23 protein-coding genes and 2 pseudogenes are annotated in these 23,410 nt (G+C 67.2%); 12 read left to right on the top strand and 13 right to left on the bottom strand.

Annotation, left to right across the window (positions count from 1 at the left end; translation table 11 throughout):
* Window positions 1-31 precede the first annotated feature (31 nt).
* The 4 genes and pseudogenes from ctaD to FGL98_RS27025 all read right to left on the bottom strand — a co-directional run.
* Window positions 32-1,765 (bottom strand): aa3-type cytochrome oxidase subunit I, encoded by a 1,734-nt coding sequence (gene ctaD / locus FGL98_RS03040; protein WP_146315195.1) that lies wholly within the window; start codon window positions 1,763-1,765, stop codon window positions 32-34.
* 100 nt (window positions 1,766-1,865) lie between these two features.
* Window positions 1,866-2,207, bottom strand: coding sequence for a P-loop NTPase family protein (locus FGL98_RS03035; RefSeq protein ID WP_146315194.1), 342 nt, complete (start codon window positions 2,205-2,207; stop codon window positions 1,866-1,868).
* 5 nt (window positions 2,208-2,212) lie between these two features.
* Window positions 2,213-2,392, bottom strand: a complete 180-nt coding sequence (locus FGL98_RS26155) for a hypothetical protein (RefSeq protein WP_246136344.1) — start codon at window positions 2,390-2,392, stop codon at window positions 2,213-2,215.
* Between the two features lie 35 nt (window positions 2,393-2,427).
* A pseudogene (locus FGL98_RS27025) lies at window positions 2,428-2,571 on the bottom strand (AAA family ATPase); the annotation flags it as partial.
* Between FGL98_RS27025 and FGL98_RS26150 the strand changes: the two are divergent.
* Window positions 2,572-2,736, top strand: coding sequence for a hypothetical protein (locus tag FGL98_RS26150; RefSeq protein ID WP_246136343.1), 165 nt, complete (start codon window positions 2,572-2,574; stop codon window positions 2,734-2,736).
* An 87-nt stretch (window positions 2,737-2,823) separates the two neighbouring features.
* Here FGL98_RS26150 and FGL98_RS03025 read toward each other — a convergent pair whose 3' ends face one another.
* Entirely contained in the window at window positions 2,824-3,108 is a 285-nt protein-coding gene (locus FGL98_RS03025; RefSeq protein WP_146315192.1) for a hypothetical protein, read from the bottom strand.
* A gap of 230 nt (window positions 3,109-3,338) precedes the next feature.
* Between FGL98_RS03025 and arsB the strand changes: the two genes are divergently transcribed.
* On the top strand, window positions 3,339-4,421 hold the full coding sequence (gene arsB / locus FGL98_RS03020) for an ACR3 family arsenite efflux transporter (protein WP_146315191.1): 1,083 nt from the start codon (window positions 3,339-3,341) through the stop codon (window positions 4,419-4,421).
* On the opposite strand, the pseudogene FGL98_RS03015 reads toward arsB, so the two are convergent.
* From FGL98_RS03015 to FGL98_RS02995, 5 genes and pseudogenes are all read right to left on the bottom strand, one after another.
* A pseudogene (locus tag FGL98_RS03015) lies at window positions 4,418-5,023 on the bottom strand (ABC transporter ATP-binding protein); the annotation flags it as partial. The gene arsB and the pseudogene FGL98_RS03015 overlap by 4 nt on opposite strands.
* A 92-nt stretch (window positions 5,024-5,115) precedes the next feature.
* Complete coding sequence (locus FGL98_RS03010; protein ID WP_146315189.1) at window positions 5,116-5,979, bottom strand: ABC transporter ATP-binding protein; 864 nt, start codon at window positions 5,977-5,979, stop codon at window positions 5,116-5,118.
* Window positions 5,980-6,001: 22 nt separating this feature from the next.
* The gene (locus FGL98_RS03005) at window positions 6,002-9,094 is read right to left on the bottom strand and encodes an ABC transporter permease (protein WP_146315188.1); all 3,093 of its coding nucleotides are present in this window, start codon (window positions 9,092-9,094) and stop codon (window positions 6,002-6,004) included.
* 113 nt (window positions 9,095-9,207) lie between these two features.
* On the bottom strand, window positions 9,208-10,554 hold the full coding sequence (locus FGL98_RS03000) for an MFS transporter (RefSeq protein ID WP_146315187.1): 1,347 nt from the start codon (window positions 10,552-10,554) through the stop codon (window positions 9,208-9,210).
* Window positions 10,555-10,609: 55 nt separating this feature from the next.
* Window positions 10,610-11,659, bottom strand: a complete 1,050-nt coding sequence (locus FGL98_RS02995; RefSeq protein WP_186525944.1) for a LacI family DNA-binding transcriptional regulator — start codon at window positions 11,657-11,659, stop codon at window positions 10,610-10,612.
* Window positions 11,660-12,003: 344 nt separating this feature from the next.
* On the opposite strand from FGL98_RS02995, the gene FGL98_RS02990 reads away from it, so the two are divergent.
* From FGL98_RS02990 to araA, 6 genes are all read left to right on the top strand, one after another.
* On the top strand, window positions 12,004-13,137 hold the full coding sequence (locus FGL98_RS02990) for a substrate-binding domain-containing protein (RefSeq protein WP_146315186.1): 1,134 nt from the start codon (window positions 12,004-12,006) through the stop codon (window positions 13,135-13,137).
* A 64-nt stretch (window positions 13,138-13,201) separates the two neighbouring features.
* Complete coding sequence (locus FGL98_RS02985; protein WP_146315185.1) at window positions 13,202-14,242, top strand: ABC transporter permease; 1,041 nt, start codon at window positions 13,202-13,204, stop codon at window positions 14,240-14,242.
* Between the two features lie 58 nt (window positions 14,243-14,300).
* A complete protein-coding gene (locus FGL98_RS02980) occupies window positions 14,301-15,101 on the top strand; it encodes an ATP-binding cassette domain-containing protein (protein WP_186525943.1) in 801 nt (266 codons plus the stop codon).
* A 99-nt stretch (window positions 15,102-15,200) separates the two neighbouring features.
* On the top strand, window positions 15,201-16,793 hold the full coding sequence (locus tag FGL98_RS02975) for a xylulokinase (protein ID WP_146315184.1): 1,593 nt from the start codon (window positions 15,201-15,203) through the stop codon (window positions 16,791-16,793).
* The gene (locus FGL98_RS02970) at window positions 16,783-17,532 is read left to right on the top strand and encodes an L-ribulose-5-phosphate 4-epimerase (RefSeq protein WP_146315183.1); all 750 of its coding nucleotides are present in this window, start codon (window positions 16,783-16,785) and stop codon (window positions 17,530-17,532) included. The genes FGL98_RS02975 and FGL98_RS02970 overlap by 11 nt, the downstream gene beginning before the upstream one ends.
* 2 nt (window positions 17,533-17,534) lie before the next feature.
* Window positions 17,535-19,043 (top strand): L-arabinose isomerase, encoded by a 1,509-nt coding sequence (gene araA, locus FGL98_RS02965; RefSeq protein WP_146315358.1) that lies wholly within the window; start codon window positions 17,535-17,537, stop codon window positions 19,041-19,043.
* A gap of 100 nt (window positions 19,044-19,143) precedes the next feature.
* Here the strand turns inward: araA and FGL98_RS02960 are convergent, their stop codons facing one another.
* On the bottom strand, window positions 19,144-19,617 hold the full coding sequence (locus FGL98_RS02960; RefSeq protein WP_146315182.1) for a phage tail protein: 474 nt from the start codon (window positions 19,615-19,617) through the stop codon (window positions 19,144-19,146).
* A 49-nt stretch (window positions 19,618-19,666) separates the two neighbouring features.
* Complete coding sequence (locus tag FGL98_RS02955; RefSeq protein ID WP_146315181.1) at window positions 19,667-20,620, bottom strand: NAD(P)/FAD-dependent oxidoreductase; 954 nt, start codon at window positions 20,618-20,620, stop codon at window positions 19,667-19,669.
* Window positions 20,621-20,701: 81 nt separating this feature from the next.
* Between FGL98_RS02955 and FGL98_RS02950 the strand changes: the two genes are divergently transcribed.
* Window positions 20,702-21,292, top strand: coding sequence for a helix-turn-helix domain-containing protein (locus FGL98_RS02950; RefSeq protein ID WP_146315180.1), 591 nt, complete (start codon window positions 20,702-20,704; stop codon window positions 21,290-21,292).
* A gap of 18 nt (window positions 21,293-21,310) precedes the next feature.
* Here FGL98_RS02950 and FGL98_RS25195 read toward each other — a convergent pair whose 3' ends face one another.
* The gene (locus FGL98_RS25195) at window positions 21,311-21,454 is read right to left on the bottom strand and encodes a hypothetical protein (RefSeq protein ID WP_186525942.1); all 144 of its coding nucleotides are present in this window, start codon (window positions 21,452-21,454) and stop codon (window positions 21,311-21,313) included.
* A 192-nt stretch (window positions 21,455-21,646) separates the two neighbouring features.
* On the opposite strand from FGL98_RS25195, the gene FGL98_RS02945 reads away from it, so the two are divergent.
* The 3 genes from FGL98_RS02945 (at window position 21,647) to FGL98_RS02940 (ending at window position 23,401) form a co-directional block, all read left to right on the top strand.
* Complete coding sequence (locus FGL98_RS02945) at window positions 21,647-22,843, top strand: CaiB/BaiF CoA transferase family protein (RefSeq protein ID WP_246136342.1); 1,197 nt, start codon at window positions 21,647-21,649, stop codon at window positions 22,841-22,843.
* A 151-nt stretch (window positions 22,844-22,994) separates the two neighbouring features.
* On the top strand, window positions 22,995-23,120 hold the full coding sequence (locus FGL98_RS26685; RefSeq protein WP_281289144.1) for a VOC family protein: 126 nt from the start codon (window positions 22,995-22,997) through the stop codon (window positions 23,118-23,120).
* The gene (locus FGL98_RS02940; protein WP_246136341.1) at window positions 23,108-23,401 is read left to right on the top strand and encodes a VOC family protein; all 294 of its coding nucleotides are present in this window, start codon (window positions 23,108-23,110) and stop codon (window positions 23,399-23,401) included. Before FGL98_RS26685 ends, FGL98_RS02940 begins: the two co-directional genes overlap by 13 nt.
* Window positions 23,402-23,410 lie beyond the last annotated feature (9 nt).

Below are 23,410 nucleotides of genomic sequence, written 5' to 3'. Positions count from 1 at the left end.
ATCCACCGTCAAGCAGTGAGCGCCCAACGCGTCAGGACGCGTCGTGCGGGTCGCGCCAGCTCTGCCGCGAGGCAGTGCTGGAGGCCGTCGTCGCGGCCACGGCGTGGGTCCCGGCCTCGGGGTGGTGCAGGTCGAAGGCGGGGCGCTCGGAGCGGATGCGTGGGATGGAGTCGAAGTTGTGCCGCGGCGGGGGGCAGGAGGTGGCCCACTCCAGCGAGTTGCCGTAGCCCCACGGGTCGTCGACGGTCACCATCGGTGCGCTCCGCCAGCTCTTCCATACGTTGTAGAAGAACGGGATCATCGAGACGCCGAGGATCAGGGCACCGACACTGGAGACGTCGTTCATCCACTGGAAGCCGTCCTGCGGCAGGTAGTCCGCATACCGGCGCGGCATGCCCTTGACGCCCAACCAGTGCTGGATCAAGAACGTGGTCTGGAAGCCGATGAACAGCAGCCAGAAGTGCAGCTTGCCCAGCTTCTCGTCCAGCATCCGCCCGGTCAGCTTCGGCCACCAGAAGTACCACCCGGCGAACATCGCGAAGACGACCGTGCCGAACACCACGTAGTGGAAGTGGGCGACCACGAAGTAGGAGTCGGTCAGCGAGAAGTCCAGGGCTGGACTGGCCAGGATGACCCCGGTCAGACCACCGAACAAGAAGGTCACCAGGAACCCGATCGACCAGAGCATCGGCGTCTCGAAGGTGATCGACCCGCCCCACATGGTGCCGATCCAGTTGAAGAACTTCATGCCGGTGGGGATTGCGATCAGCATCGACATGATCGCGAAGAACGGCAGCAGCACCTGGCCGGTGGCGTACATGTGGTGCGCCCACACGCTCGTGGACAGGGCCGCGATCGAGATGGTGGCGAAGACCATGCCCTTGTAGCCGAAGAGCGGCTTGCGGCTGAACACCGGGATGATCTCGGAGATGATGCCGAAGAACGGCAGCGCGATGATGTAGACCTCCGGGTGCCCGAAGAACCAGAACATGTGCTCCCACAGCATCGCACCGGCGGTCTGCGGGTCGAAGACGTGCGCGCCCAGCACCCGGTCCGCGCCGAGCCCGAACAGGGCCGCGGCCAGCACCGGGAAGACCAGCAGCACCAGGATGGCGGTGATCAGCACCGTCCAGGTAAACATCGGCATCCGGAACATCGTCATCCCCGGCGCGCGCATGCTGATGATCGTGGTGACGAAGTTGACCGAGCCCAAGATGGTCCCGAAGCCGGCCAGCGCCAGCCCGAACACCCACAGGTTGCCGCCCAGGCCCGGACTGTAGGTCGCGCTGTTCAGCGGGGCGTAGGCGAACCAGCCGAACGCCGCCGCACCCTGCGGGGTCAAGAACCCGGCGATGGTAATCAGCCCACCGAACAGATACAGCCAGTAGGCGAACATGTTCAGCCGGGGGAACGCCACGTCCGGGGCGCCGATCTGCAACGGCATCAACGCATTGGCGAAACCGGCGAACAACGGGGTGGCAAAGAGCAGCAGCATGATCGTGCCGTGCATCGTGAACAGCTGGTTGTACTGCTCCGGGTTGTCCACGACCTGCAGGCCCGGCTCCACCAGCTCGGCGCGGATCATCAGCGCCAGCACACCGCCGATCAGAAAAAATGAGAACGACGTGTAAAAATAGAGGTTCCCGATGGTCTTGTGGTCCGTCGTGGTGATCCATTTGACCACCGTTCGACCGGGGTGGCGCACGGGCGTAGGCCGTGGTTCATGAAGTCCGCCGGGCCTGGCTGGTGCTTCGATGCTTGTCATCGGGTGGCCTCCTCGGTCACAGGTCTAGACCTGGAGGGCGCCAAGGGGCCTCGACACCGTCGAGGAGCCGGGGTCGCCGCGTCGCCCCATGCAATTTATACTAATCCTCGGTGTTTAATAAGCCAACAGGTTCGCAGCATCGACGTGGTCGGACTATTTCGTCGGCCGCGGCATGCACGTCGGTGCCGGTGATCCTCGTCAGCTCGGCGGTGCCGGGCGTTTCCGCACGAGGGTCAACGAACAGCCGGGCGTCGCGGTGGCGCGACGCCCTCTCCAGCAGGGTCCGCACAGCGGCGATCTGCACGAGCTGGTCGGCGGTGTACGGGGTGAAGTTGATGGTGGTGAACCGCGACCGCAGACCAGAATTGGAGTCCAAGAATCGCTGCATCGGCCCGGAATACCCCGCAGCGATCACGATGAGCCGGTCACGATCGTCCTCCATCCGCTTCAAGATGGTGTCGATTGCCTCTGCCCGAACGGGTCGCCCTGAGAAAGTCGCTCATTCTGAAGCGCGTACGGCTCATCGATGAAGAGAATTCCGCCGGTCGCCTCATCGAGGTTCTCCTTGGTGCGAGCCACGGTCTGCCCGTGGTACTCGCCGACCGGCCCGGATCGGTCGACCTCCACCACCTGTCCGTTTTCCAGGATTCCGAGGGCTTGCAGAGGCGGGCGATCATCCGAGCAACGGTGGTCTTCCCGGTGCCCGGCGGCCCGGCGAAGACGAAGTGTTCGGTCGGCCGCGCCTGCTTCAGGCCCGCATCGTTTCGCGCAAGCTGTGCACGAGTCTGAGCCAGGAGCCCGCGCACTTGCCGCTTGACAGCGTCCTGACCCTTCTGGAGGTCCAGGTCGGCGAGCACCTGTTCGACGGTTTCGGGCCGCGGATCGGTCCCCCGCGTGCGCTCACTGCGGGCATTGGGCGCGGCGGGTTCGGCCACCGTGATGTGAGTGGTGGCCCGCTCCATCCCGCTTGAGCCCAGACAATCTGGGTCGTTCGGTGTAGGCAGTGTGGAAGAGCCGTGTAGCGGCCCGCTCGTCGCCTTCGGCGCGGGCGATGTGACCTAGAAAATATCGAGCTTCCGCGCGGATGCGGGCAGGAACGTCTGCCGCAGAACCCAGCCAAGATGGTCCTTCGCGGGGTCGAGCGCGCCGGCCTTCGCCAGCAGGACACCGCTGATGAGCCGGGATTCGGCCTCCAGCAATCGGTCATCCCCGTTGACGAGCTTCCGCAGGTGAGCGATCGCGTCCTCGTTGGCTCCGGTCGCGAAGGCCAGCCGGCCGTGCAGGAATGCCGACTGTGCCGCGGGCACGACGCCGCAGCGCCGACGCCGCGGCGTCGTGCCCATGCGCATTGCGGTGGCGCCGTCCTGCCAGGCCTTGCGTGCCCCGGTATTGCTTGACCATCATTGCCTTCATGGTGTCCCTCCCGGCAGCACACTACTTGACGTGATCGACAAGCGGCCAGATTGACAGTCGTCGATTTGAGGTGCCATCGTTACGACATCGACGAACGTCAATATGAAGGGTGGGCCATGCCCCGCGTCCAGGCCGTCTGCTGCAACGAGGCGCACGCCGCATGACCGCCGGAGTCACCACCGATCGTGCAGGCGCCGCAGTCGTTCGGCGCCTCTCGAGGCTGGATCGCCTGCTACCGCTGTGGATCGGCGCGGCGATGGTCGCCGGAATTCTTCTTGGTCGCAGTTGGCCAGGCATGGGCGATGCGCTGAGCACCCTTGAGATCCAGGGGGTCTCGCTGCCGATCGCTCTCGGCCTGCTGGTGATGATGTATCCGGTGCTGGCCAAGGTGCGCTACGACCGATTGGATCACGTGACGGGCGACAGGCGGATGCTGGTGACGTCCCTGGTGCTCAACTGGCTGGTCGGGCCGGCGGTGATGTTCGCGCTGGCGTGGATCCTGCTGCCGGATCTCCCGGCCTACCGCACCGGCCTGATCATCGTCGGGCTGGCACGGTGCATCGCCATGGTGATCATCTGGAACGACCTGGCCTGCGGCGACCGGGAGGCCGCCGCGGTGCTCGTGGCGATCAACTCGATCTTCCAGGTGGTCATGTTCGCGGTGCTCGGCTGGTTCTACCTCTCCGTGCTACCCGGCTGGCTGGGGCTGTCGCAGGTTCGACTGTCGGTGTCGCCGTGGCAGATCGCCGGATCGGTGCTGGTATTCCTCGGCATTCCTCTGCTCGCGGGCTACCTGTCCCGGCGGCTGGGCGAGCGAGCGCGCGGACGGGAGTGGTATGAGGGCCGGTTCCTTCCCCGGGTCGGGCCGTGGGCGCTCTACGGACTGCTGTTCACGATCATGATCCTCTTCGCGTTGCAGGGCCGGCAGATCACCGACCGCCCCGGCGACGTGGCACGCATCGCGCTGCCCCTGCTGGCCTACTTCGCGCTGATGTGGGGTGGGGGCTTCGCGCTCGGCCGGGCGACCGGCCTGGGATACGAGCGCACCACCACGCTGGCGTTCACCGCGGCCGGCAACAACTTCGAGCTCGCGATCGCCGTCGCGGTGGCCACCTATGGCGTCACCTCGGGCCAGGCGCTCGCGGGCGTGGTCGGCCCGCTCATCGAGGTGCCGGTGCTGGTGGCGCTGGTGTATGTGTCCCTCGCGCTGCGCAGTCGGTTCGCGTCCGCGCCGACAACCTAGTCCGGTGAGCGGTGTGGCTGTGGCCTCTTCCAGGACATGGCCCCCTCGTCGAGCGCAAGCTCCGCATCGGTCTGGGCCGCAGCCTCCGGGTCATGGGTCGCCATGATCACCAGTGCTCCGGCGGCGGACTCCTCCCGCAGCAGGGTCATGACGCGCTCGCGATTCACCGAGTCCAGGTCGCTGGTGGGCTCGTCCGCCAGGATGATGTCGCCGCGAGTAGCGAGGGCTCGCGCCACGGCGACCCGTTGCTGCTGACCGCCGGAGAGTTCCTCGATCAGGTGGTTGCCGGAGTCCTCGAGTCCGACAGCGGTGAGCGCTGCCTGCACCCGGTCGTGTGCTTCATTCGGATCGACCCCTGCCACCAGGAGGGGGACCAGCGCATTCTCCATGGCCGTGAGCGTCGTCGCCAGGCCATTTCCCTGCGGTACCAGCACGATCCCGGCGCGGCTGGCACCTTCGCGGTCCCCGATCGCCTCGTCGCCGTAGGTGACCACGCCGGCTTGCGGGCGCAGCGCACCGCCGAGAGCCCAGAGCAGCGACGACTTGCCGGCCCCGGAAGGCCCTGTTACGGCGAGGAACTCACCTGGATGCACTGTCAGCGAAACGTCACGGAGTGCAACGACCGGCCCATAGGCAACCCGCACCCCTTCGGCGCACAGCGTGCTCGTGCCGCGAGGCTGCACCTGGTCGACGGTCATGACCCCTCCTTCGTCGCGCCGGGCGTACCGCCGGCCTCGTGCTCCGGGATCAACTGGTAGATCCCGTCCTGGTCGTGCACGCGCACCAGGGTCCCGGGTGGGAGTGCGGCAAGCGCATGGTCGGGCAGGTGCACGAACCCGTCGGCCGTGACCACTGCATACTCCTCGCCCGCACGGCCCTCGCCGCCGATGCGGCCATCGCGGATCGTGATGGTGCGCGGCATCACCGCGGCGACCTGTGGATCGTGAGTCACCAGCACCACCGTCGTGCCCTGCTGGGCGCTGATGTCGGCGAGCACCTTGAGCACGGTGTCGCGAGCCTCGTGGTCGAGCTGGCTGGTGGGCTCATCCGCCAGCACCACCCCGGGATCCGTGGCGATCGCGACCGCTACGGCCGCCAGCTGCAGGTGGCCGGGAGTGAGCCCGCTCAGGTGGTGATCGGCATACTCCGACAGCCCGACCCGGTCGAGCACCTCACCGACGTCGGGAAGGTCTGCCGAGTCTCGCCGGGCGGCGCGTTGTGCGAACTCGACGTTCTGACGCGGCGTGAGGTAGGGCAGCAGATTGCGTGACGCACCCTGCAGCATCAATGAGACCTCCCGGGCCCGCAGACGATCCAGCTCCTTGACGGTGAGTGCGGTCAGCTCGTGGTCGCCGATGTAGATCTTGCCCGCGCTGGGTCGGAAGAGTCCGCCGAGCAGCGTCAGCAGAGTCGACTTGCCGGCACCGGATGGCCCGAGCAGCCCGATCATCTCCCCCGACCGCACGGACAGGTCGACGCCGGACAGCGCCGCCACGTCGTGCCCCTCGGATCGGTAGATGTGCACCAGTCCCCGGGTGGAGATTGCAGCTCCGCTCACGGCATTCCTCCCTGCAGCTCGGTCACAGTGTCTCGCGCAGACTGTCGAGATGCGCGCGGCCGGCCACCCAGCGTCCACTGAGCCAGGCGACCACGCCAACGACGATGAGCGCACCGATACCGGCCAGCCCGACCGCCGGCCAGGAGATCGACAAGTTGATCACCGGAATGGCCGGTGGGGTGGCGAACAACGGCACGTGCGGCATCGCGAAGTGCGCTCCGATCACACCACAGGCGACGCCGAGAAGCACACTTATGATCACCACGGGCAACTGCTCGCCCACCGAGATCAGCGCGAGCTGGCGGCGCCGCAGCCCCGCCATCCTCAGTGCCGCATAGTCCCTCGAACGCAGGCGCCAGGAGGTTGCCACGGCAATCAGCAGGACGAGCGCCGCGAGCAGCGCCGCCGTCGCACCGACGACCACCCCGAGCTGCAGCGCCCACGTCGCAGCCGACCGGTCGAAGACGCCTCGGGCCTGGGCGGCGCTGATGGTCGAGATGATGCCCTGCCCGTGGGCCTTGAGGGCCGTGGAGACCTTGGCGAGCAGCGCAGGATCGTTGCGAGCGAAGAAGATCTGCACGAGTGCGGTGCTCGTCGGTGCCGCGCCGTCCCGTTGCAGCACGTCCAGATTGACCAGGGTGGTGTCGGGATCGCTCCCAGGGACATAGGCGAGCGTGCCTACCTTGGTCACGTCGCGCAGGATGCCGTCCAGCCCCTGAGCCTGGAACTGGTTTCCCTGCGAACCCGCCGGCAGCGGGCCGGAGACCAGGGCGGGTATCCGGGCTGGGACCGACGCGTGCTCGATGGCCACGGCGCTGGTTCCCGACTGACTCAGGTCCATGCCGAGGCTGCCGTTCGCACCCTGCGTGGTCATGGAGCCGTCGCCGGCGGCGGTGATGCTGCGCCAGGCGCCGGCGCTCCCGAGATCGACCGGATGCCCGGACACGGAGGCGTCGGCCAGGGTGGCCGAGGTGGTGAACGGTGGGTGGATACCGCCTGCATACTCCTGAAAACCGGTCAGCAGACAGCCTTTGGCGCACGGGATGGAGACACTGAGCGAGTGCCGGCTCGACCCGGCGATCGGCAGCTCACCGAGCGTCACCACGGTCCGCAGACTTTCGCTGTTGACGAGCACGGCCTGCAGCTGACCCGGGGTGAGGCCGGCGCCCGGGATGGGCTCCGGCCCGGTGGCCTGCAGTTTGGCCGACGCCAGCTGCAGCGTCAGCTGCGTGCCGTGCAGCCGGATCGGCGGTGTCTTCGGCGCGGCAAGTCTCGTCCACGGCAGCTGCGCCGGGTCGAGCCCGGGGAAGTCGGCGATGCGGGCGAACTGGCTTGGCACCACCGCCAGCGTGGTGGTGCCCTGTTCGCCGGGTGCGGTCAGCTGGACGACCGGAGTTACCTCACGGCCGCTCGGGTCGACGTCGTGCAGAGCGGCGCGGGTGGCGGCGACATCGGTCCCGCCCACCGTGGCGACGAGGGCGGCACCGGTCTCTGCCTGCGCCCGGGCGGTCCGATTGCCTATGCCGACAGCGAGCGCGTCGTAGGAGAAGGTCAGCAGCGCGGTGGCCACGGTGACTGTGGCGATGATCTTGCGGACTCCCGGCCGGCGCGCGATCTGCAGCATGGCCAGACCGCCGGTAGCCCGACCGCGGCGCATCATCGCGCGCCCGACAAGGGCGGTGACCGGGCCGAGGGCATGTGCCAGCAGCAGGCCGACCGCCAGGGCGAGCAGCGTCGGCGCGGCAGTGCCGACCGGACCACTGAGCGATCCCGTCGCGAACGCGATGAATGCCGCGCCGCTGACGACAACCACCAGCAGGTCTCCGACGCTCATCGCCCAACCACGCCGCCGAGGCACCACTCGGCGCAGCAGCTCTGCAGGAGCGGCGGTCGCCGTGGCCTGCGCGGCGACCAGGACCATCCCGATCAGCCCGACGACCGCGGCCAGTGCCGTGTAGAGCACCGGGGGGCGAACCTCGAACGGGGCACCGGCGACCAGCCAGGTGTGCCGTGCGGCACACGACAGCGCGAATGCCGCAGCGACGCCGCCGACCAGACCCACCACGATCAGTGGCAGCAGTTCGGCGAGCAGCATGCCGCGGGCGCCCGCGGAGCTGCGCCCGCGCAGTCGCGCGAGGGCGACCTCGGGGCGACGCTGGTCGATCGCGGCGCGCAGCACCAGCCACAGCGTCAGGGCGATCAGCAGGGCGAGCTGGACCATGAAGAGCGGCACGAGGATGTTCGCCTGGTCGCGTCCGTGCGCCGCGGCATTCGCCAGGTCGACGATGCCGGACGAGGCATACGCGGATGACTGGCCGGTGCCGTTGCCGATCACCGGCACCGGCGAGGCGAGGAACTTCTGCATCGGGGCCCGCAGTGCCAGCAGCCGGTCGAGATCCACCCGGTCGGTCCGCATGACCAGATCGGCCTCGTTGACCGGCGCCGCCCACGGTGCCGCCAACATCGTGGAGGCCGGGGTGATCCACCAGTCGTGACCGGCGTGACTGGTCACCGGGTCGGTCAGACCCGACTGCCCCGTGGGTGTCGCCTTGAACCAGTAGTTGCCCGGATGCGCGGAGTAGACACCCACGACGTGCAGTGTCGCGTGGGCGGACTTGCTCGGGAGGACGTTGGTGACGAGCTCGGTGATCGGGATGGAGGAGCCGACGTGCCAGCCGTAGTTGTGCTGGTCGGCGGTGCTGATCGCGATGTCGAACTGGGCCGTGGGGCACCGTCCGTGGACGAAGGTCAGGTGACGGCATGCACCCGATCGGCTGACCAGAGAGCCTGACTTGGCGGCCACATTGAACGGCCGGGTGCCCACCTCCAGAGTCGAGCTGGTCACGGCCGGCTGCATGAACCGCTGCACGCTGGGCGGGACGAGCGCGGCCAGGTCCTGGCCGTTCAGCGGCTGCGCACCGGTGACATCCGGAGTCAGCGACACGAGACGAATGCCGCTGACATCGACCGGGGCGTGGGCGAGCTGGGTGCGCACCATCGACTGCTGCAGCGCTCGGTCATACAGCGGGGCAAAGACCGCGCAGGTGGTCACCAACGCGGCGAGGACGGCGATACTGACGCCCTGCATCCAGCGATATCGCAGCGCCTGTCGCATCCAGCCCCCTCGTTCGACACCTCACTGTGCCACGTCGACCCGGACCGGATGCGGCGTTCAGGCAGCTTTTCTTCGGGGCGCGCCGTGGATGGCCGGCCGGTGTTGGCAGATTCTCACGCTATTGCGTCAGATTCTGCCAACTTCGACGAATGTGGGGTGGCGGGAGCGGCCTTGAGAGCCACCGCGATCACGCCGGCTGCCACCATGGCGAACCCGACGGCCCACAGGCCGGCCTTCTCACTGCCGGTGAGATCGGCCAGCCAGCCGGTGATGTAGGGGCCGAGGAAGCCGGCGGTGTTGCCGATGGCGTTGATGAGCGCGATGCCGCTGGCGGCGGCGGCGCCCGCGAGGAAGTTGGTCGGCAGTGCCCAGAAGGTGGGCAGCGCACACATGATCCCGACCGTGCAGATCGTCACGGCCACCATAGCGGCCACCGGCGATCCGAGGTAGAGGGTGATCGGGATCGCGAGGCCACCGACGATGGTGGGGCCTGCGACGTGCCAGACGCGTTCGCCGGTGCGGTCTCCGTGATAACCCCACAGCACCATCGCGATCGCGCCGACGACGAACGGGATGGCGGTGATCAGGCCGAGCTGCATGACCGAGTAGGTCACCTGGAACTGCGACTCGAAGCCCTTGATGATCGTCGGTAGGAAGAACCCCACGGCATACAGGCCGTAGACGATGCCGAAGTAGACGGCGGCCAGCGCCCACACGCGTCCGCTGGCCAGCGACTCCCGGATGCCGACCCGGTAGGCGTCGCTGCGCTCCGCATCCTCGGTCGCGATGGCCTGGGTCAGGGCATCGCGCTCCTGCTGCGGCATCCACTTGGCCATGGCGGGTCGGTCGTCGAGGAAGAACCAGCAGACGCCACCCAGGATCACTGCCGGGATCGCCTCGACCAGGAACATCACCCGCCAGCCGTCCAGCCCGAACCAGCCGTGGCCGTGCTCGATGAGCAACGCCGACATCGGTGACCCGATGGCGGATGACAACGGCACGGCTGCCATGAACCAGGCTGTTGCCTTCGCGCGCTGCTCCTGGGGGAACCAGAACGTCAGATAGAGGATGATGCCGGGGAAGAAACCAGCCTCGGCGATGCCGAGCAGGAAGCGCAGGAAGTACAGCATCCCAGCGGTGTTGACGAACGCCACTGCACCGGCAACGACCCCCCAGGTCACCAGGATGCGTGCGATCCACCGCCGGGCACCGACCTTGTGCAGGATCATGTTGCTGGGCACCTCGAGCAGGAGGTAGCCGAAGAAGAAGATGCCGGCAGCGAAGCCAAAGCCCGCTGAGCTCAGGTGCAGCGCGTCGTTCATGCCGTTGGGTCCGGCAAAGCTCATGTTGGAACGGTCGAGGTAGTTGACCAGGTAGAGCAGACCGAGGAACGGGATCAACCGTCGGCCGGCCCGACGGGTGGCGCTGGTCAGTAGCGGGGACGAGAGTCCGGCGGTCATGAGTCTCCCAGGGGAATGAGGCAGGAGCGCCGGCGCGCGCCGGGCATCGACGACTCTAGGGCGACCCGAGTGCCGACGGTGGGTTTAGGACGGGAGGGATGGTCGACTTGCGGACGATGAGCTGTGGGCGGAGCGAGAAGGCCTCATCCGTGGCAGCATTGGCGTCTTGCTGCATCGCGGAGAGCAGCCGGTCGACGGCACGGCGCCCGAGCACGTCGAAGTCCTGGTGGATGGTGGTCAGCGGGGGCAGGTAGTGCGCGGCCTCCGGGACGTCATCGAAGCCGACCACCGAGAGGCCGGTGGGGACGTTGATCCCGTGGTCGAACGCGGCGTGGATGAAACCGAGTGCCATCTGGTCATTTGCGCAGAAGACGCCGGTGAAGGCGGTATCGGCGAGGTGTCCGAAGGCGTTGTATCCCGACATCGAGGACCAGTCGCCGCCCGCAGCGGCAACCGGCTGCGCGCCCACTGAGGCAAGGAACCTCTCGAACCCCCTCGTCCGCGCGCCGGACTCGGACCAGTCCGCGGGTCCCGCGACGAGGGCGATCCGGCGGTGACCAAGCTCCCACAGGTGCTGCGCGGCCAGTTCTCCACCGACCTCGTTGTCGACCGAGAGCCCGGGATCCGCGACCTCGCACTGAATCATGACTACCGGCACCGGCTCGCGCAGTGTCATCATCGCCTCCGCGGCTCGAATTTGCGGCGCCACCACGACGATTCCCTCGACACCTTCGTGGATCAGATGGTCGACCGCAGCACTGAACTCGGCAACCTCCGTGTCCCGGGGACGGGCCAGTAGGACGGAATACCCGGAGTCTCGAGCCGCGTCCTCGATGGCACTCATGACGCTGCTGGGCCCGTAGTAGGCGTGGCTCGCGGTCATGAGCACGCCGACCGTATAGCTGCGGTTGGTGGCGAGCATGCGGGCCGCCCTGTTCGGTCTGAACCTCAGCTCGGCCACAGCATCGAGCACACGCTGCCGGGTGGCCGGCCGCACATTCGGATGCCCGTTCAGGACGCGCGAGACCGTCTGATGGGACACGTTGGCCAGCTTGGCCACATCACGGATGCTTGCACTATCTCGCGAATGGGCGTGAATCGTCACGCCCCACACAATAGCGAGTTCCGGGTCACATGCCACCTGAAGATAACGATTTGATTACGCGAGCCGTCGATTTCTGGAGAGTCTTGTGACCGGTCACATTTGGTCGTATCGTGGGTTCAGATGCACCGAGGATCTGCACCCGAGAAGGTATCGAGTCAGTCGACGTCGTGTTTGTGGTCGGCAACGTTATTCAACCGACCCCTTTATCAGTCATGCCCGTGAATGAAGACAGACTGCATTCCCCGGCTGTCTTTGCTAAACGTTTCATCCGGGGATTCTCAACGTAGAGAAGTCATCGATTTGTCGGCATATCGGCGAGTCGGCAGAATGCAAAGGAGCAGACCATGGTGAGTAGCTCAGCAGGCGACGGACAGCTGGATCCGGTTCTGCGAGACATGTCGCGCCGGCGGATGATTCGCAATGCTGGAGTGCTGGGGATTGGTGTGCCGGCACTGACCATGTTGCTCGATGCCTGTAGCAGTGGAAGCAGTGGCAGCAGCAGCGGCGGGTCCAGTGGTGGCTCCAGCGGCGGTGGACCCTTCCCCGGACACAAGAAGTACAAGTTCACCCTGGTCAACCACGTCACGACCAACTCGTTCTTCACACCCACTCGGTACGGCGCGCAGGACGCCTGCGACATCCTGGGCTGCAGCTACAGCTGGACGGGATCCACCGACTCGGTCGTGTCCGACATGGTCAACGCGATGAACAGTGCGATCACGGCGAACTCTGATGGCATCGGCGTGCCGATCATTGACAAGACCGCATTTACCACTCCGACGGAAAAAGCCTTGTCGGCCGGCATACCGGTCATCTCCTACAACGCCAACCCGCCGGCCGGCAGCGTGACCCCGGTCATGTCCTACATCGGCCAGGACTTGAAGCAGGCCGGGGTGGAGGCGGGCCAGCGGATCCTGAAGCAGGTGAAGAAGGGCGACACGGTCGCCTGCATGATCGCGACCCCGGGCACTGGCAACATTCAGCCGCGGGCCGATGGTGCCAAGAGTGTGCTGGAGCCGGCCGGGATCAACTTCGTCCAGGTGACCACCGGCGCGCTCGAGGGACAGGAGTTGTCCGCCGTCGAGTCCTGGTTCCAGGGCCACCAGAGCGCCAAGTTCCTGTATGCGGTGGATGCCGGCAGTGGTATCGCCGTCGCCAAGACAGTGGCGAAGTTCAAGTCAACAGGAGTCAAGGGATCCGGCTGGGACGTCGGCACACCGACCCTGCAACAGGTCAAGAACGGCAGCCTCGACTTCACCATCGACCAGCAGGCCTACCTGCAGGGCTTCCTGCCGATCCTGCAGCTGTTCCTCTACCAGGTGTCGGGCGGGCTGGTGGCTCCGGTCGAGACCAACACCGGGCTGAAGTTCGTCACCAAGGCGAATGTGGACCCGTATCTGAGCAGCACGGATCGCTATGAGGGATCCGGCAGCGCGAAGAAGGTCCTCAAGGTTCCCTCGAGCATCCAGGCGAGCTAGCAATGAGTAGTCCATTTCACCGGCGTCGGCCCGCGCCGGCTACCGGACGCCGCGGGTCCGCCTCGTGAGAGGGAAGTTCTGGCAGAGTCGGCTGCTGCAGGGCCAGGAGCTGGTGATCGCGCTGATAGGCGTCGCTCTGGCGATCTTCTTCGGCGTCTACTCCTCGGCGTTCAGCAGTGTCTCGAACCTGTCCACTCTGTCCAGCTACGTCGCGCCGATCATGATCGTCGGTATCGCCGAGGTGTTCGTCCTCACCCTCGGTGAGATCGACCTGTCGGTCGGCGAAGTGTATGTGCTGTCACCATTCCTGGTCGTCTATCTGAAGGACGCCGGACTCGGAGTGGTCGCTGGAACCATCGTCACCTTGCTCATCTGCGCGGCAATCGGCTGCATCAACGGCCTGATCACTGTGCATCTCGGGGTTCCCTCATTCATCACGACCTTGGGTACGGTGTTCGCGCTGCAGGGGATCGTGCTGCTGTCCTCCAACGGGATTCAGATCAACCCGGCCGGTGCCGGCACGATTGCGAACGTGCTCGGCGGCTGGACCTACTCCTCGATCCTCTGGGCGCTGGCCATCGCCGTCCTCGGATACGTCATCTTCCGGCGCACGACCTTCGGTCTGCACATCACGGCCGTCGGTGGCAATCAGACCGCATCGGGAGAATCCGGCATCAAGGTGGGCGCGGTGAAGGTCTGGTGCTTCGTCCTGTGTTCGCTGCTCGGCGGGTTCGTGGGACTGCTCGATGGCTACCGCATCGGCAGCCTCAATCCTGGCACCGACGGCCTGGTACTGATGTTCTACGGGGTCGCTGCGGCCGTCATCGGCGGCACCGCCCTGACGGGCGGCCGAGGCACCATGATCGGCGCAGCCATCGGAGCGATCGTGCTCGGTGTCCTCGAGGACGGATTCAACATCATCGGCATCAACGCGTTCGCCTACCAGCTTGTCCTGGGCCTGGCGATCCTCGGCGCGATGGTCCTCAACGTCCAGTTGGAACTGGTGCGATCAGGCAAGGGTGGTGGGGTCTACGGCTCGTTCGCTCGCCTGGTCCTACGCAGCCGGCGGGCCGGTCGCCGCCCACAAGAACAGGGCTCCTCATGAGACGGTCGGGCAAAAATGCAACGGGCAGGCGAGTGACACGTCGGCGGGAGTGGACGAGATGACTGAGGATGCCGTGGCGGAGAGCGGTTCACGTGAGCCCGTCATGCGGGTGGAAGGGATCACCAAGAGCTTCGGCGCGGTCAAGGTGCTTCGCGGTGTCGACCTGCACCTGGAGGCCGGCGAGGTGCTGGGCGTGGTCGGTGCCAACGGCGCGGGCAAGTCGACTCTGGTCAAGATCATCACCGGGTATGAGGTGCCGGACGGCGGCCAGATGTACCTGGACGGCAAGCCGGTGCAACTGCGATCCGTGCAGGATGCCCGCAGTCATGGGATCGAGACGGTATTTCAGGACCTGGCGCTCGTCGACCAGCTGTCGGTCTATCACAACCTCTTCCTCAACCGGGAGATGACGACCGGTGGCCGGCTGCGGTTCTTGAACAACCGACGGATGCGGGACGACGCGCGACGCTACCTGCACGACATCCAGGTCGACATCCCTTCGGTGGATGTGCCCGTGGAGAAGCTCTCCGGCGGTCAGCGTCAGGCGATCGCCGTAGCCCGGGCGACCCGACGAGATGACGTGAAGATCCTGCTGCTGGACGAGCCGCTGGCCGCCATGGGTGCCAGGGAGGCGAAGCTGATCATCGATCTGGTGCAGAGTCTGGCCAAGAAGCGTGGTGTGTCGATGGTGGTGATCGACCACAACTACACCCATATCTTCGAGCTGTGCGATCGGGTCAACGTCGTCGAGCAAGGCCGGGTCGTCCTGGACAAGCGCACGAAGGACACCTCCCTGGCCGAGCTGACCGAGTTCATGGTCTCCTCCTACCGCCAGCAGATCGAAGAGGACTCGGCCTAGGACCGGTCTTCGTGCTGTTCGTCCGACGGCCCGTCGTGCGGGCATGGGAAGTGCTGTCGTTGCGGCCAGTTCGTCATGATCTCAACCTGAGGAGAAGGCGTGGACACGGCACAGGAGCGGCGAGCGGTTGCCGAGGGCCGAGCCTGCCTCGGCGTGGAGTTCGGGTCGACCCGGATCAAGGCCTGCCTGATCGGGGCGGACCACCGGGTAATCGGCACCGGAAGTCGCACGTGGGAGAACGAGTTCTCCCACGACAGCTGGACCTACGACCTCGGCGACACCTGGGCCGGTCTGCAAGGGGCGATCGGTGACCTGCTCATGGATGTCGAGGACCGTTGCGGCGCACGGCCCACGACCTTCCGGGCGCTGGGTGTGTCGGCGATGATGCACGGGTACCTCGCCTTCGACGATGAGGGCTGCCTCCTCGTCCCCTTCCGCACCTGGCGCAATACCTCGACCGCGCGCGCCGCCGCGGAGCTGAGTGACCTCTTGGGGCAGAACATTCCGCACCGCTGGTCCGTTGCGCATCTCTACCAGGCGGTGCTCGACGACGAGCCGCACGTGCGGCGGGTCGACTACCTCACGACACTCTCCGGGTATGTGCACTGGCGTCTGACCGGGCGCAAGGTGCTCGGCGTGGGCGACGCCGCCGGCATGTTCCCGATCGACCCGGTTACCGGCAGCTACGACGGACGCATGCTGGCGTCGGCGGACGAGCTCCTGGCCGGCCACGGTTTCGGACGCAGCCTCGCCGAACTTCTGCCGGCGGTGCTGCTCGCCGGCCGGGAGGCGGGTCGGCTCACTCCGGACGGCGCCGCCCTTCTCGATCCGACCGGCGCGCTTGGCCCGGGCATCCCGCTATGCCCTCCGGAGGGAGATGCCGGCACCGGAATGGTGGCGACGCACTCGATCTCGCCACGCACGGGCAACGTGAGCGTCGGAACCAGCGTGTTCGCGATGGTGGTCCTCGACAAGCCGCTCGAGCTGATGCACCGGGAGATCGATGTCGTTGCCACCCCGATGGGGGCGCCGGTCGCGATGGTGCACTGCAACAACGGCGCGAGCGAGCTCGAGGCGTGGGCTTCGGTGTTCCAGCGGTTCGCAGCCGCTCTGGGGCGCGACGTCGACGCGGACGCGGTCTTCGAAGTGCTGCTGCGAGAGGCTCTTTCCGGCGAGCCGGACGGTGGCGGAATTCTGGCCTACAACTTCCTGTCCGGTGAGCCGATCGCGGGAGGCCCGGCCGGCGGCCGGCCCATCGTCGTGCGCACGCCCGACAGTCGCCTGACCCTCGCAAATTTTGCGAGAGCCCTCGTCTTCGGCGTGTTCGGAACGCTCACCATCGGCATGCGGGTGCTCAAGGAGGCCGGTATCGACCTGGAGACCCTCTTTGCTCACGGCGGCCTGTTTCGGACCGAGCGCATCGCCGGGCGGCTCCTGGCGGCAGCGGTCGACGCGCCGGTGTCGATAGGCGGGTCGGCGCCCGAGGGCGGCGCGTGGGGGATCGCGGTCCTTGCCGCGTTCCTGGCGTCCTCCGAATCCGATCTGGAACGCTTTCTCGCCCGCGAGGTGTTCATCGATGAGGAGCTTGAGGTGATCGACCCCGATCTGGCCGATGTACGCGGCTACGGCGCATTTCTCGAGCGGTATACGGCCGGACTCGCACTGCAGCAGGTGGCCGTCGATGTTCTCTGACACGGTCGCTGCCGCGGTGCAGGACGCGCGAGTCGACCTGGCGCAGCTGCACAGTGAGCTGCGGCGTTGGGACCTCGTTGTGTGGACCGCCGGCAATGTGTCCGAGCGGATCGTGGTTGATCCGCAGTCCGGCCCCGGCCCGAGTGACCTGATGGTCATCAAACCGTCGGGCGTCACCTACGACGCGCTGACACCCGAGGCCATGGTCGTGTGCGACCTGGACGGCAACCTGCTTGACGGAGATCGGGTGCCGTCCTCGGACACCGCCGCGCACGCCTACGTGTATCGGCACCTGCGACAGGTTGGCGGGATCGTGCACACCCACTCGACCTACGCGACCGCATGGGCGGCGCGTGGAGAGGCGATCCCCTGCGTCCTGACGATGATGGCCGACGAGTTCGGCGGTCCGATCCCCGTCGGGCCGTTCGCCATCATCGGGGACGACTCGATCGGTCGGGGCATCGTCGAGACGCTGCGCGGGTCGCGGTCGCCCGCGGTCCTGATGCTCAACCACGGTCCCTTCACGATCGGTCGTGACGGGCGGGCCGCGGTGAAGGCGGCGGTGATGCTCGAGGAGGTGGCGCGCACGATCCACCTCGCGCGCCAGCTCGGGGCACCCGTCCCGATTCCCGAGGACGCCGTCGCCTCGCTCCATGACCGATACCAGAACGCGTATGGGCAGCCGGGCTCGTCGCCGTCGGTGCCGGGTGCGAGCCAAGGAAGGGAGCGCCCAGAATGACGATGGAAAGCCCATTCGAAGGCCGGGAGATCTGGTTTCTCACCGGTAGCCAGGACTTGTACGGGCAGGACGTCCTCGACCAGGTGACCCGGCAGTCGCACGCCGTGTCGGCGCTGCTCGATGAGGCCGCGGACCTGCCGGTGCGTGTCGTATGGAAGCCGGTGCTGAAGGAGTCGGAGGCGATCCGGCGGCTGATGCTGGAGGCCGCGGCCGATGACCGGTGCATCGGCCTGATTGCGTGGATGCACACGTTCAGTCCGGCCAAGATGTGGATCCGCGGGTTGAAAGTGCTGTCGACACCGTTGCTGCAGCTGCACACCCAGGTCAACGTCGAGCTTCCGTGGTCGACCATCGACATGGACTTCATGAACCTCAACCAGGCCGCACACGGCGACCGGGAGTTCGGCTACATCCTGGGCCGGCTGGCCGTTGCGCGGAAGGTGGTCGTCGGTCACGGCTCGAACCCGGACGTGCAGGCTCGGGTCGGCACCTGGGCCCGGGCCGCGGCGGGCCTTGCGGAGCTGCGTTCGCTGCGACTTGCCCGATTCGGGGACAACATGCGCAACGTCGCGGTCACGGATGGCGACAAGACCGAGGTGGAGTCGGTCTTCGGAGTCTCGGTGAACACGTGGGCTGTCAACGACCTCGTCGAGCGGGTGCACGGAGCCTCGGACGACGACGTCGACGTCCTCACGGAGACCTATCTCGATCTGTATGACGTGGCCCCTGAGCTGCGCGCCGGTGGTGAGCGTCACGAGTCGCTCCGCTACGCCGCGAGGACCGAGCTGGGACTGCGTTCCTTCCTGGTCGAGGGTCGGTTCAACGCGTTCACAAGCAATTTCGAGGATCTCGGCGGGCTGCGTCAGCTACCCGGCCTTGCGGTCCAGCGGCTGATGGCCGACGGCTACGGCTTTGGGGCCGAAGGCGACTGGAAGACCGCGCTTCTGGTGCGCGCCGCAAAGGTCATGGGACACGGCCTACCGGGCGGCGCCTCGCTCATGGAGGACTACACGTACGACCTCACCCCTGGCTCCGAGCTGATCCTGGGCGCACATATGCTGGAGGTCTGCCCGACGCTGACCACCGCACGCGCGCGGGTCGAGATCCATCCGCTGGCCATCGGTGACCGCGAGGACCCGGTCCGGCTGGTATTCGAGGCCGATGCCGGACCCGGGGTCGTCGTCGCGATGAGTGACGTGGGCGGCCGGCTGCGACTCGTCGCGAACGTGGTCGAGGTGGTCGCGGCGCCCCAGGGCCTTCCACGGCTGCCGGTGGGCCATGCCATCTGGGCGCCGCAGCCCAACCTGGCCACGTCGGCAGGTGCGTGGCTGCTCGCGGGCGGCGCGCATCATACGGTCATTTCGACGGCGCTCGGCCGCGAAACCTTCGAGGACCTGGCCCGGATGGTGGGAGCCGAGCTCGTCGTGATCGACCAGGACACCACCCCGTCCGACGTCGAGCGGGAGCTGCGTTGGAACGCGGCCTACTACCGCATGGCCAGGGGCATCTAGCGGGCGATCGCCGACCCCATCGAGCTCGAGCGACCAGACCGCCGATGGCTCCGGTCGAACCGGTGAGTGGAACTGAGGTCGTGAGGTGAATCTAGCCCCGTCAGGACGGTGGGTACTTGCCCTTGATCACGAAGTAGGATCCGCGGATGGTGCCGGCCAGCTTCGACTTCTGCCTGGCGAACTTGAATCGGGTGGCGAGCTCGTCGGGCACGTCCATCCCGTCGGACAGCTTGAACCCGACCGCCCGCTTGCCGATGCCGTCGATGCTGTACATGACGTTGATCGACAGGCCGCTCTCATAGAAGACATAGGCCAGGTGGAGGCCCTCGACCCGAAACTCCGTCGCCTCCAAGGGACGCGACGAGATCACGATGTCACGCTCGTCCTTGAGGACCCGGTGCACCCGATCGATGGTCGACCCGGCGTCCGCCGCGGGTTCGACGGTGAACTCGTGGTCGTACTTGTTCTTGTAGTAGCGAGCCTCGTTCGCCCGCAGTCCGGCGAGCGCTTCCGCGACCGGCGACGACTCGAGGCCGGTTGCCGACACGGTGTGGAAGTCCACGGAGTAGGCCATGTGTTGCTCCCGAACGTTGTCAGAACATTTTTGGTGTACCTGGCACAGGCTACCGCCGGTAGGCGGCGACCGCGGCCTGCGTCTCCTGCGCCAGGAGGTCGGCGTTGATCTGGGCTCCGGCCGCGGCTCCCTGGGCGGCAGCGGCGCCGACCTGTGCGGTGAGATCGGTGATGTTGCCTGCCGCCCAGACCCCGGCGACGTCGGTGCGGCCCAGGCCGTCCGTGGGAAGGTACGAGCCGACGCCCGAGGGGTGCTCCACCGCGTGCAGCCCGAGCTGCGACAGGAATTCGGTGCGCGCCACCATCCGGGGCGTGAGCGCCACTGCGTCTCGGGCAACGACCGTGCCATCGCCCAGTCGCAGGCCGGTGAGGTGGTCGCCGGCGACCTCCAGCGCGGTGACTTCACCGGGTACCACTCGGATCCCGCGGGCGACGAGCTGCTCCGCCTCCTCGCCGGTCGGTGCCGAGCTGGTGTGCGTGAAGAGCACGACATCCTGGCTCCACTGCCGAAAGAGCAGCGCCACATGCACTGCCATCGGACCGGTGGCGAGCACCCCGATCGCCGCGTCGCGGATCTCCCAGCCGTGGCAGTAGGGACAGTGCACAACGTCGCGCCCCCACCGTTCGGGCAGACCCGGGATGTCCGGCACGTCGTCGACCAGCCCGACGGCCAGCAGCAGCCGCCGCGCTCGGACCGACCGGCCGCCGGTCAGGGTGAGCCCGAAACCGTCGCCGTCCTCGCGCACCGCCTCGACGCTCCCGGAAACCATCTGGCCGCCGTAGGAGCTCACCTCCGCCCGGCCGCGAGCCAACAGCTCATCCGGTGGGATCCCGTCGTGTCCGAGCAGCCCGTGCACCCCCGCCGCCGGGGCGTTGCGCGGGGCGCCGGCATCGACCACCAGGACCGATCGCCGTGCCCTCGACAGCATCAGCGCGCCGCTCAGTCCGGCAGCGCCGCCGCCGATCACCACCACGTCGTAGCGGGTGTCCAGCTCGTCGGTCATCCTGACCACCTCCACGGACAACTGTGCGGCGCAGCCGGCCGTAACCGCAACTTGCTTTGCCAGTATGGCAAACTAGCAGCCATGGACAGCGATCTCGACCAGGCCCTCGGAGCCGTCGGCCCCCGACTGCGCGCACTGCGACAGCAGCGGGAGACCACGCTGACCGACCTGTCGACGACGACCGGCATCTCGGTCAGCACACTGTCTCGACTCGAGTCCGGCACCCGGCGCCCAACGCTGGAGCTCCTCTTCCCGTTGGCTCAGGCGTATGGCGTGACACTCGACGAGCTCGTCGATGCCCCTCCGACCGGCGATCCGCGGATCCACCTGCGCCCGACCACGGTGCACGGCATGACCACGGTGCCGCTGACCCGCCGGTCCGGCGGCATCCAGGCCTACAAGATCGTGATTCCGGCCGGCCGGGAACGGCGGAAACCCGATCCGCAGACGCACGAGGGATATGAGTGGCTCTACGTCCTGGACGGGCGGTTGCGCGTCGTGCTCGCCGAGCACGACCTCGTGCTGGCACCGGGCGAGGCGGCCGAGTTCGACACCAGGGTGCCGCATTGGTTCGGCGCAGCCGACGCCGAACCCGTCGAGTTCCTCAGCCTGTTCGGCAAGCAGGGCGAGCGAGCTCACCTTCGTGCCAAACCCAGACCCCGCAAGACCTGAGCGAGGTCGACCGGCCGGTCAGGCTGCGAAGACCGGCAGCAGCACTGCTCCGTCGCAAGCGGTGCAGACCCATTCGTCGTTCTCCAGCGGCAGGAAGATCGTCACCGTCCCACAGTCTGCGCAGTCGTGCTCTTCACCACGGAGCATCAGCAGTTCGTCCATGCCTTCGACTATGGCACCGCCCACCGACAACGTTCCGGAGGCACGCCTGGCGCCGACCACGGCCCGAAGGCGACAGGCGTGCCTATGCCGAGAGCCACCCGGCCTTCGACCTCGCACCCAACCGTAGAATCGACGAAGTGCTCGATGGTCGCGGGACCGGGCATCGAGCTGAGGACTGCAGAGGAGCTCCGCGTGACAACCGAGCCGAACACGCCGTCGCGGGTGGGAGAGCTCGGCGCGCCGCTGGAGGGCCTGGTGGTCGCCGACTTCAGCCGGGTGCTTGCGGGGCCATTGGCGACCATGACCCTTGCGGACCTCGGCGCCCGGGTGATCAAGATCGAGCGGCCGGGCCTGGGCGATGACACGCGCGCGTGGGGACCGCCCTACTCCGACCACGGCGCAACCTATTTCGAGAGCGTCAATCGGGGCAAGCAGTCCATCGCCCTCGACCTGACGGATCCGCAGGACCGGCAGACGGCCTTCGACCTTGCCGCGCACGCGGACGTCGTGATCGAGAACTTCGCCGCCGGCACGATGGACCGGCTCGGCCTGGGCTACGACGCGATCAGTGCCGTCAACCCCGGGTCGATCTTCTGCTCCATCAACGGGTTCGGCAGCGCCGGTGGGAAGGACCTGCTCGGCTACGACTTCATCGTGCAGGCGGTCGGCGGGCTGATGAGCATCACCGGCGACGCTGAGGGTGAGCCGACCAAGGTCGGCGTCGCACTGGTCGATGTGCTGACCGGCAAGGATGCGGTCACCGGGATCCTGGCAGCCCTGATCGCCCGCGGCCGCACCGGGCGTGGTGACCGACTGGAGCTGACCTTGCTGACGAGCCTGCTCGGATCGTTGGTCAATCAGGGGCAGGCCGGCCTGGAGACCGGCCGGCCGGGCCGGGCCATGGGCAACCAGCACCCGAGCATCGCTCCCTACGAGACGTTGCACTGCCGCGATGGGCTGATCGCGGTGGCGTGCGGCAACGATGTCCAGTTCGGTCGGCTGGCAGGGGCGCTGGGTGGTTCCGGGCTCGCCGAGCGATCCGAGTATGCGACCAATCCCGAGCGTGTCGCGCACCGGGAGGCGCTGATCCAGGACCTGGAGGCGCTCCTGGGTGCCCGCGAAGTGGAGCACTGGGTGCAGGTGCTGCATGCGGCACGGGTGCCCGCGGGCAAGGTCAACACGATCCCCGAGGCTCTTCAGCTGGCCGAGAGCCTCGGCCTCGAGCCGACCGTCGAGGTAGGCGCGGGATGGACCCGAGAGGTGCGTCATCCGATCCGGTGGACGGCCTACCGCACCACCGACCCGACACCACCACCGAGCAACGACGCCGACGCCGACCAGGTGCGCGCCTGGCTCGCCGCGCAGGCCAGTCCGCCCGGTGTTGGGTAGAACTGCCGCAATCGCGCACTTTTTGCCCAGCACCGCCGATGTCGGCCCGCCCGTCAAGGGCGTCTCGCCGAAGACTCGGCTGAATTCGCGGAAGGGCGGCCATTGGCGCGTAGCGCTCCACTCATCGATCCACGTTCTCAAGGAGCCAACAATGCTGACACGCAACAACCTCTTGTCCATCTATGTCCTCGATCAGGACAAGGCGCTCACCTTCTATACCGAGGTGCTCGGCCTGAGGTCTCGGCCGAAATGGACTTCGGCCCGATGCGGTGGTTGACCGTGCGGGTGCCCGGCGACCAGAAGGAGATCCTGCTGGCGCGGCCCGGTGCACCGGCGCACGACGAGGCAATGGCGGCACAGGTGCGTGACCTGGTGACCAAGGGTGCCGGTGATGGCTGGCTCGCGTTCACCACCGACGACATCCCGGGCACCTTCGAGCGGATCGAGGCGACCGGCGCCGACATCACCCAGGAGCCGATGGAACAGCCCTACGGCACAGACTTCGCGATCCGGGACCCGTTCGGCAACAACATCCGCATCGGTTCGATCAACGCCTGACCGCCGGCG

The sequence above is a fragment of the Leekyejoonella antrihumi genome, from assembly GCF_007845645.1.
Lineage (GTDB): Bacteria > Actinomycetota > Actinomycetes > Actinomycetales > Dermatophilaceae > Leekyejoonella > Leekyejoonella antrihumi.
This window is presented reverse-complemented; position numbering and strand designations above follow the sequence as displayed.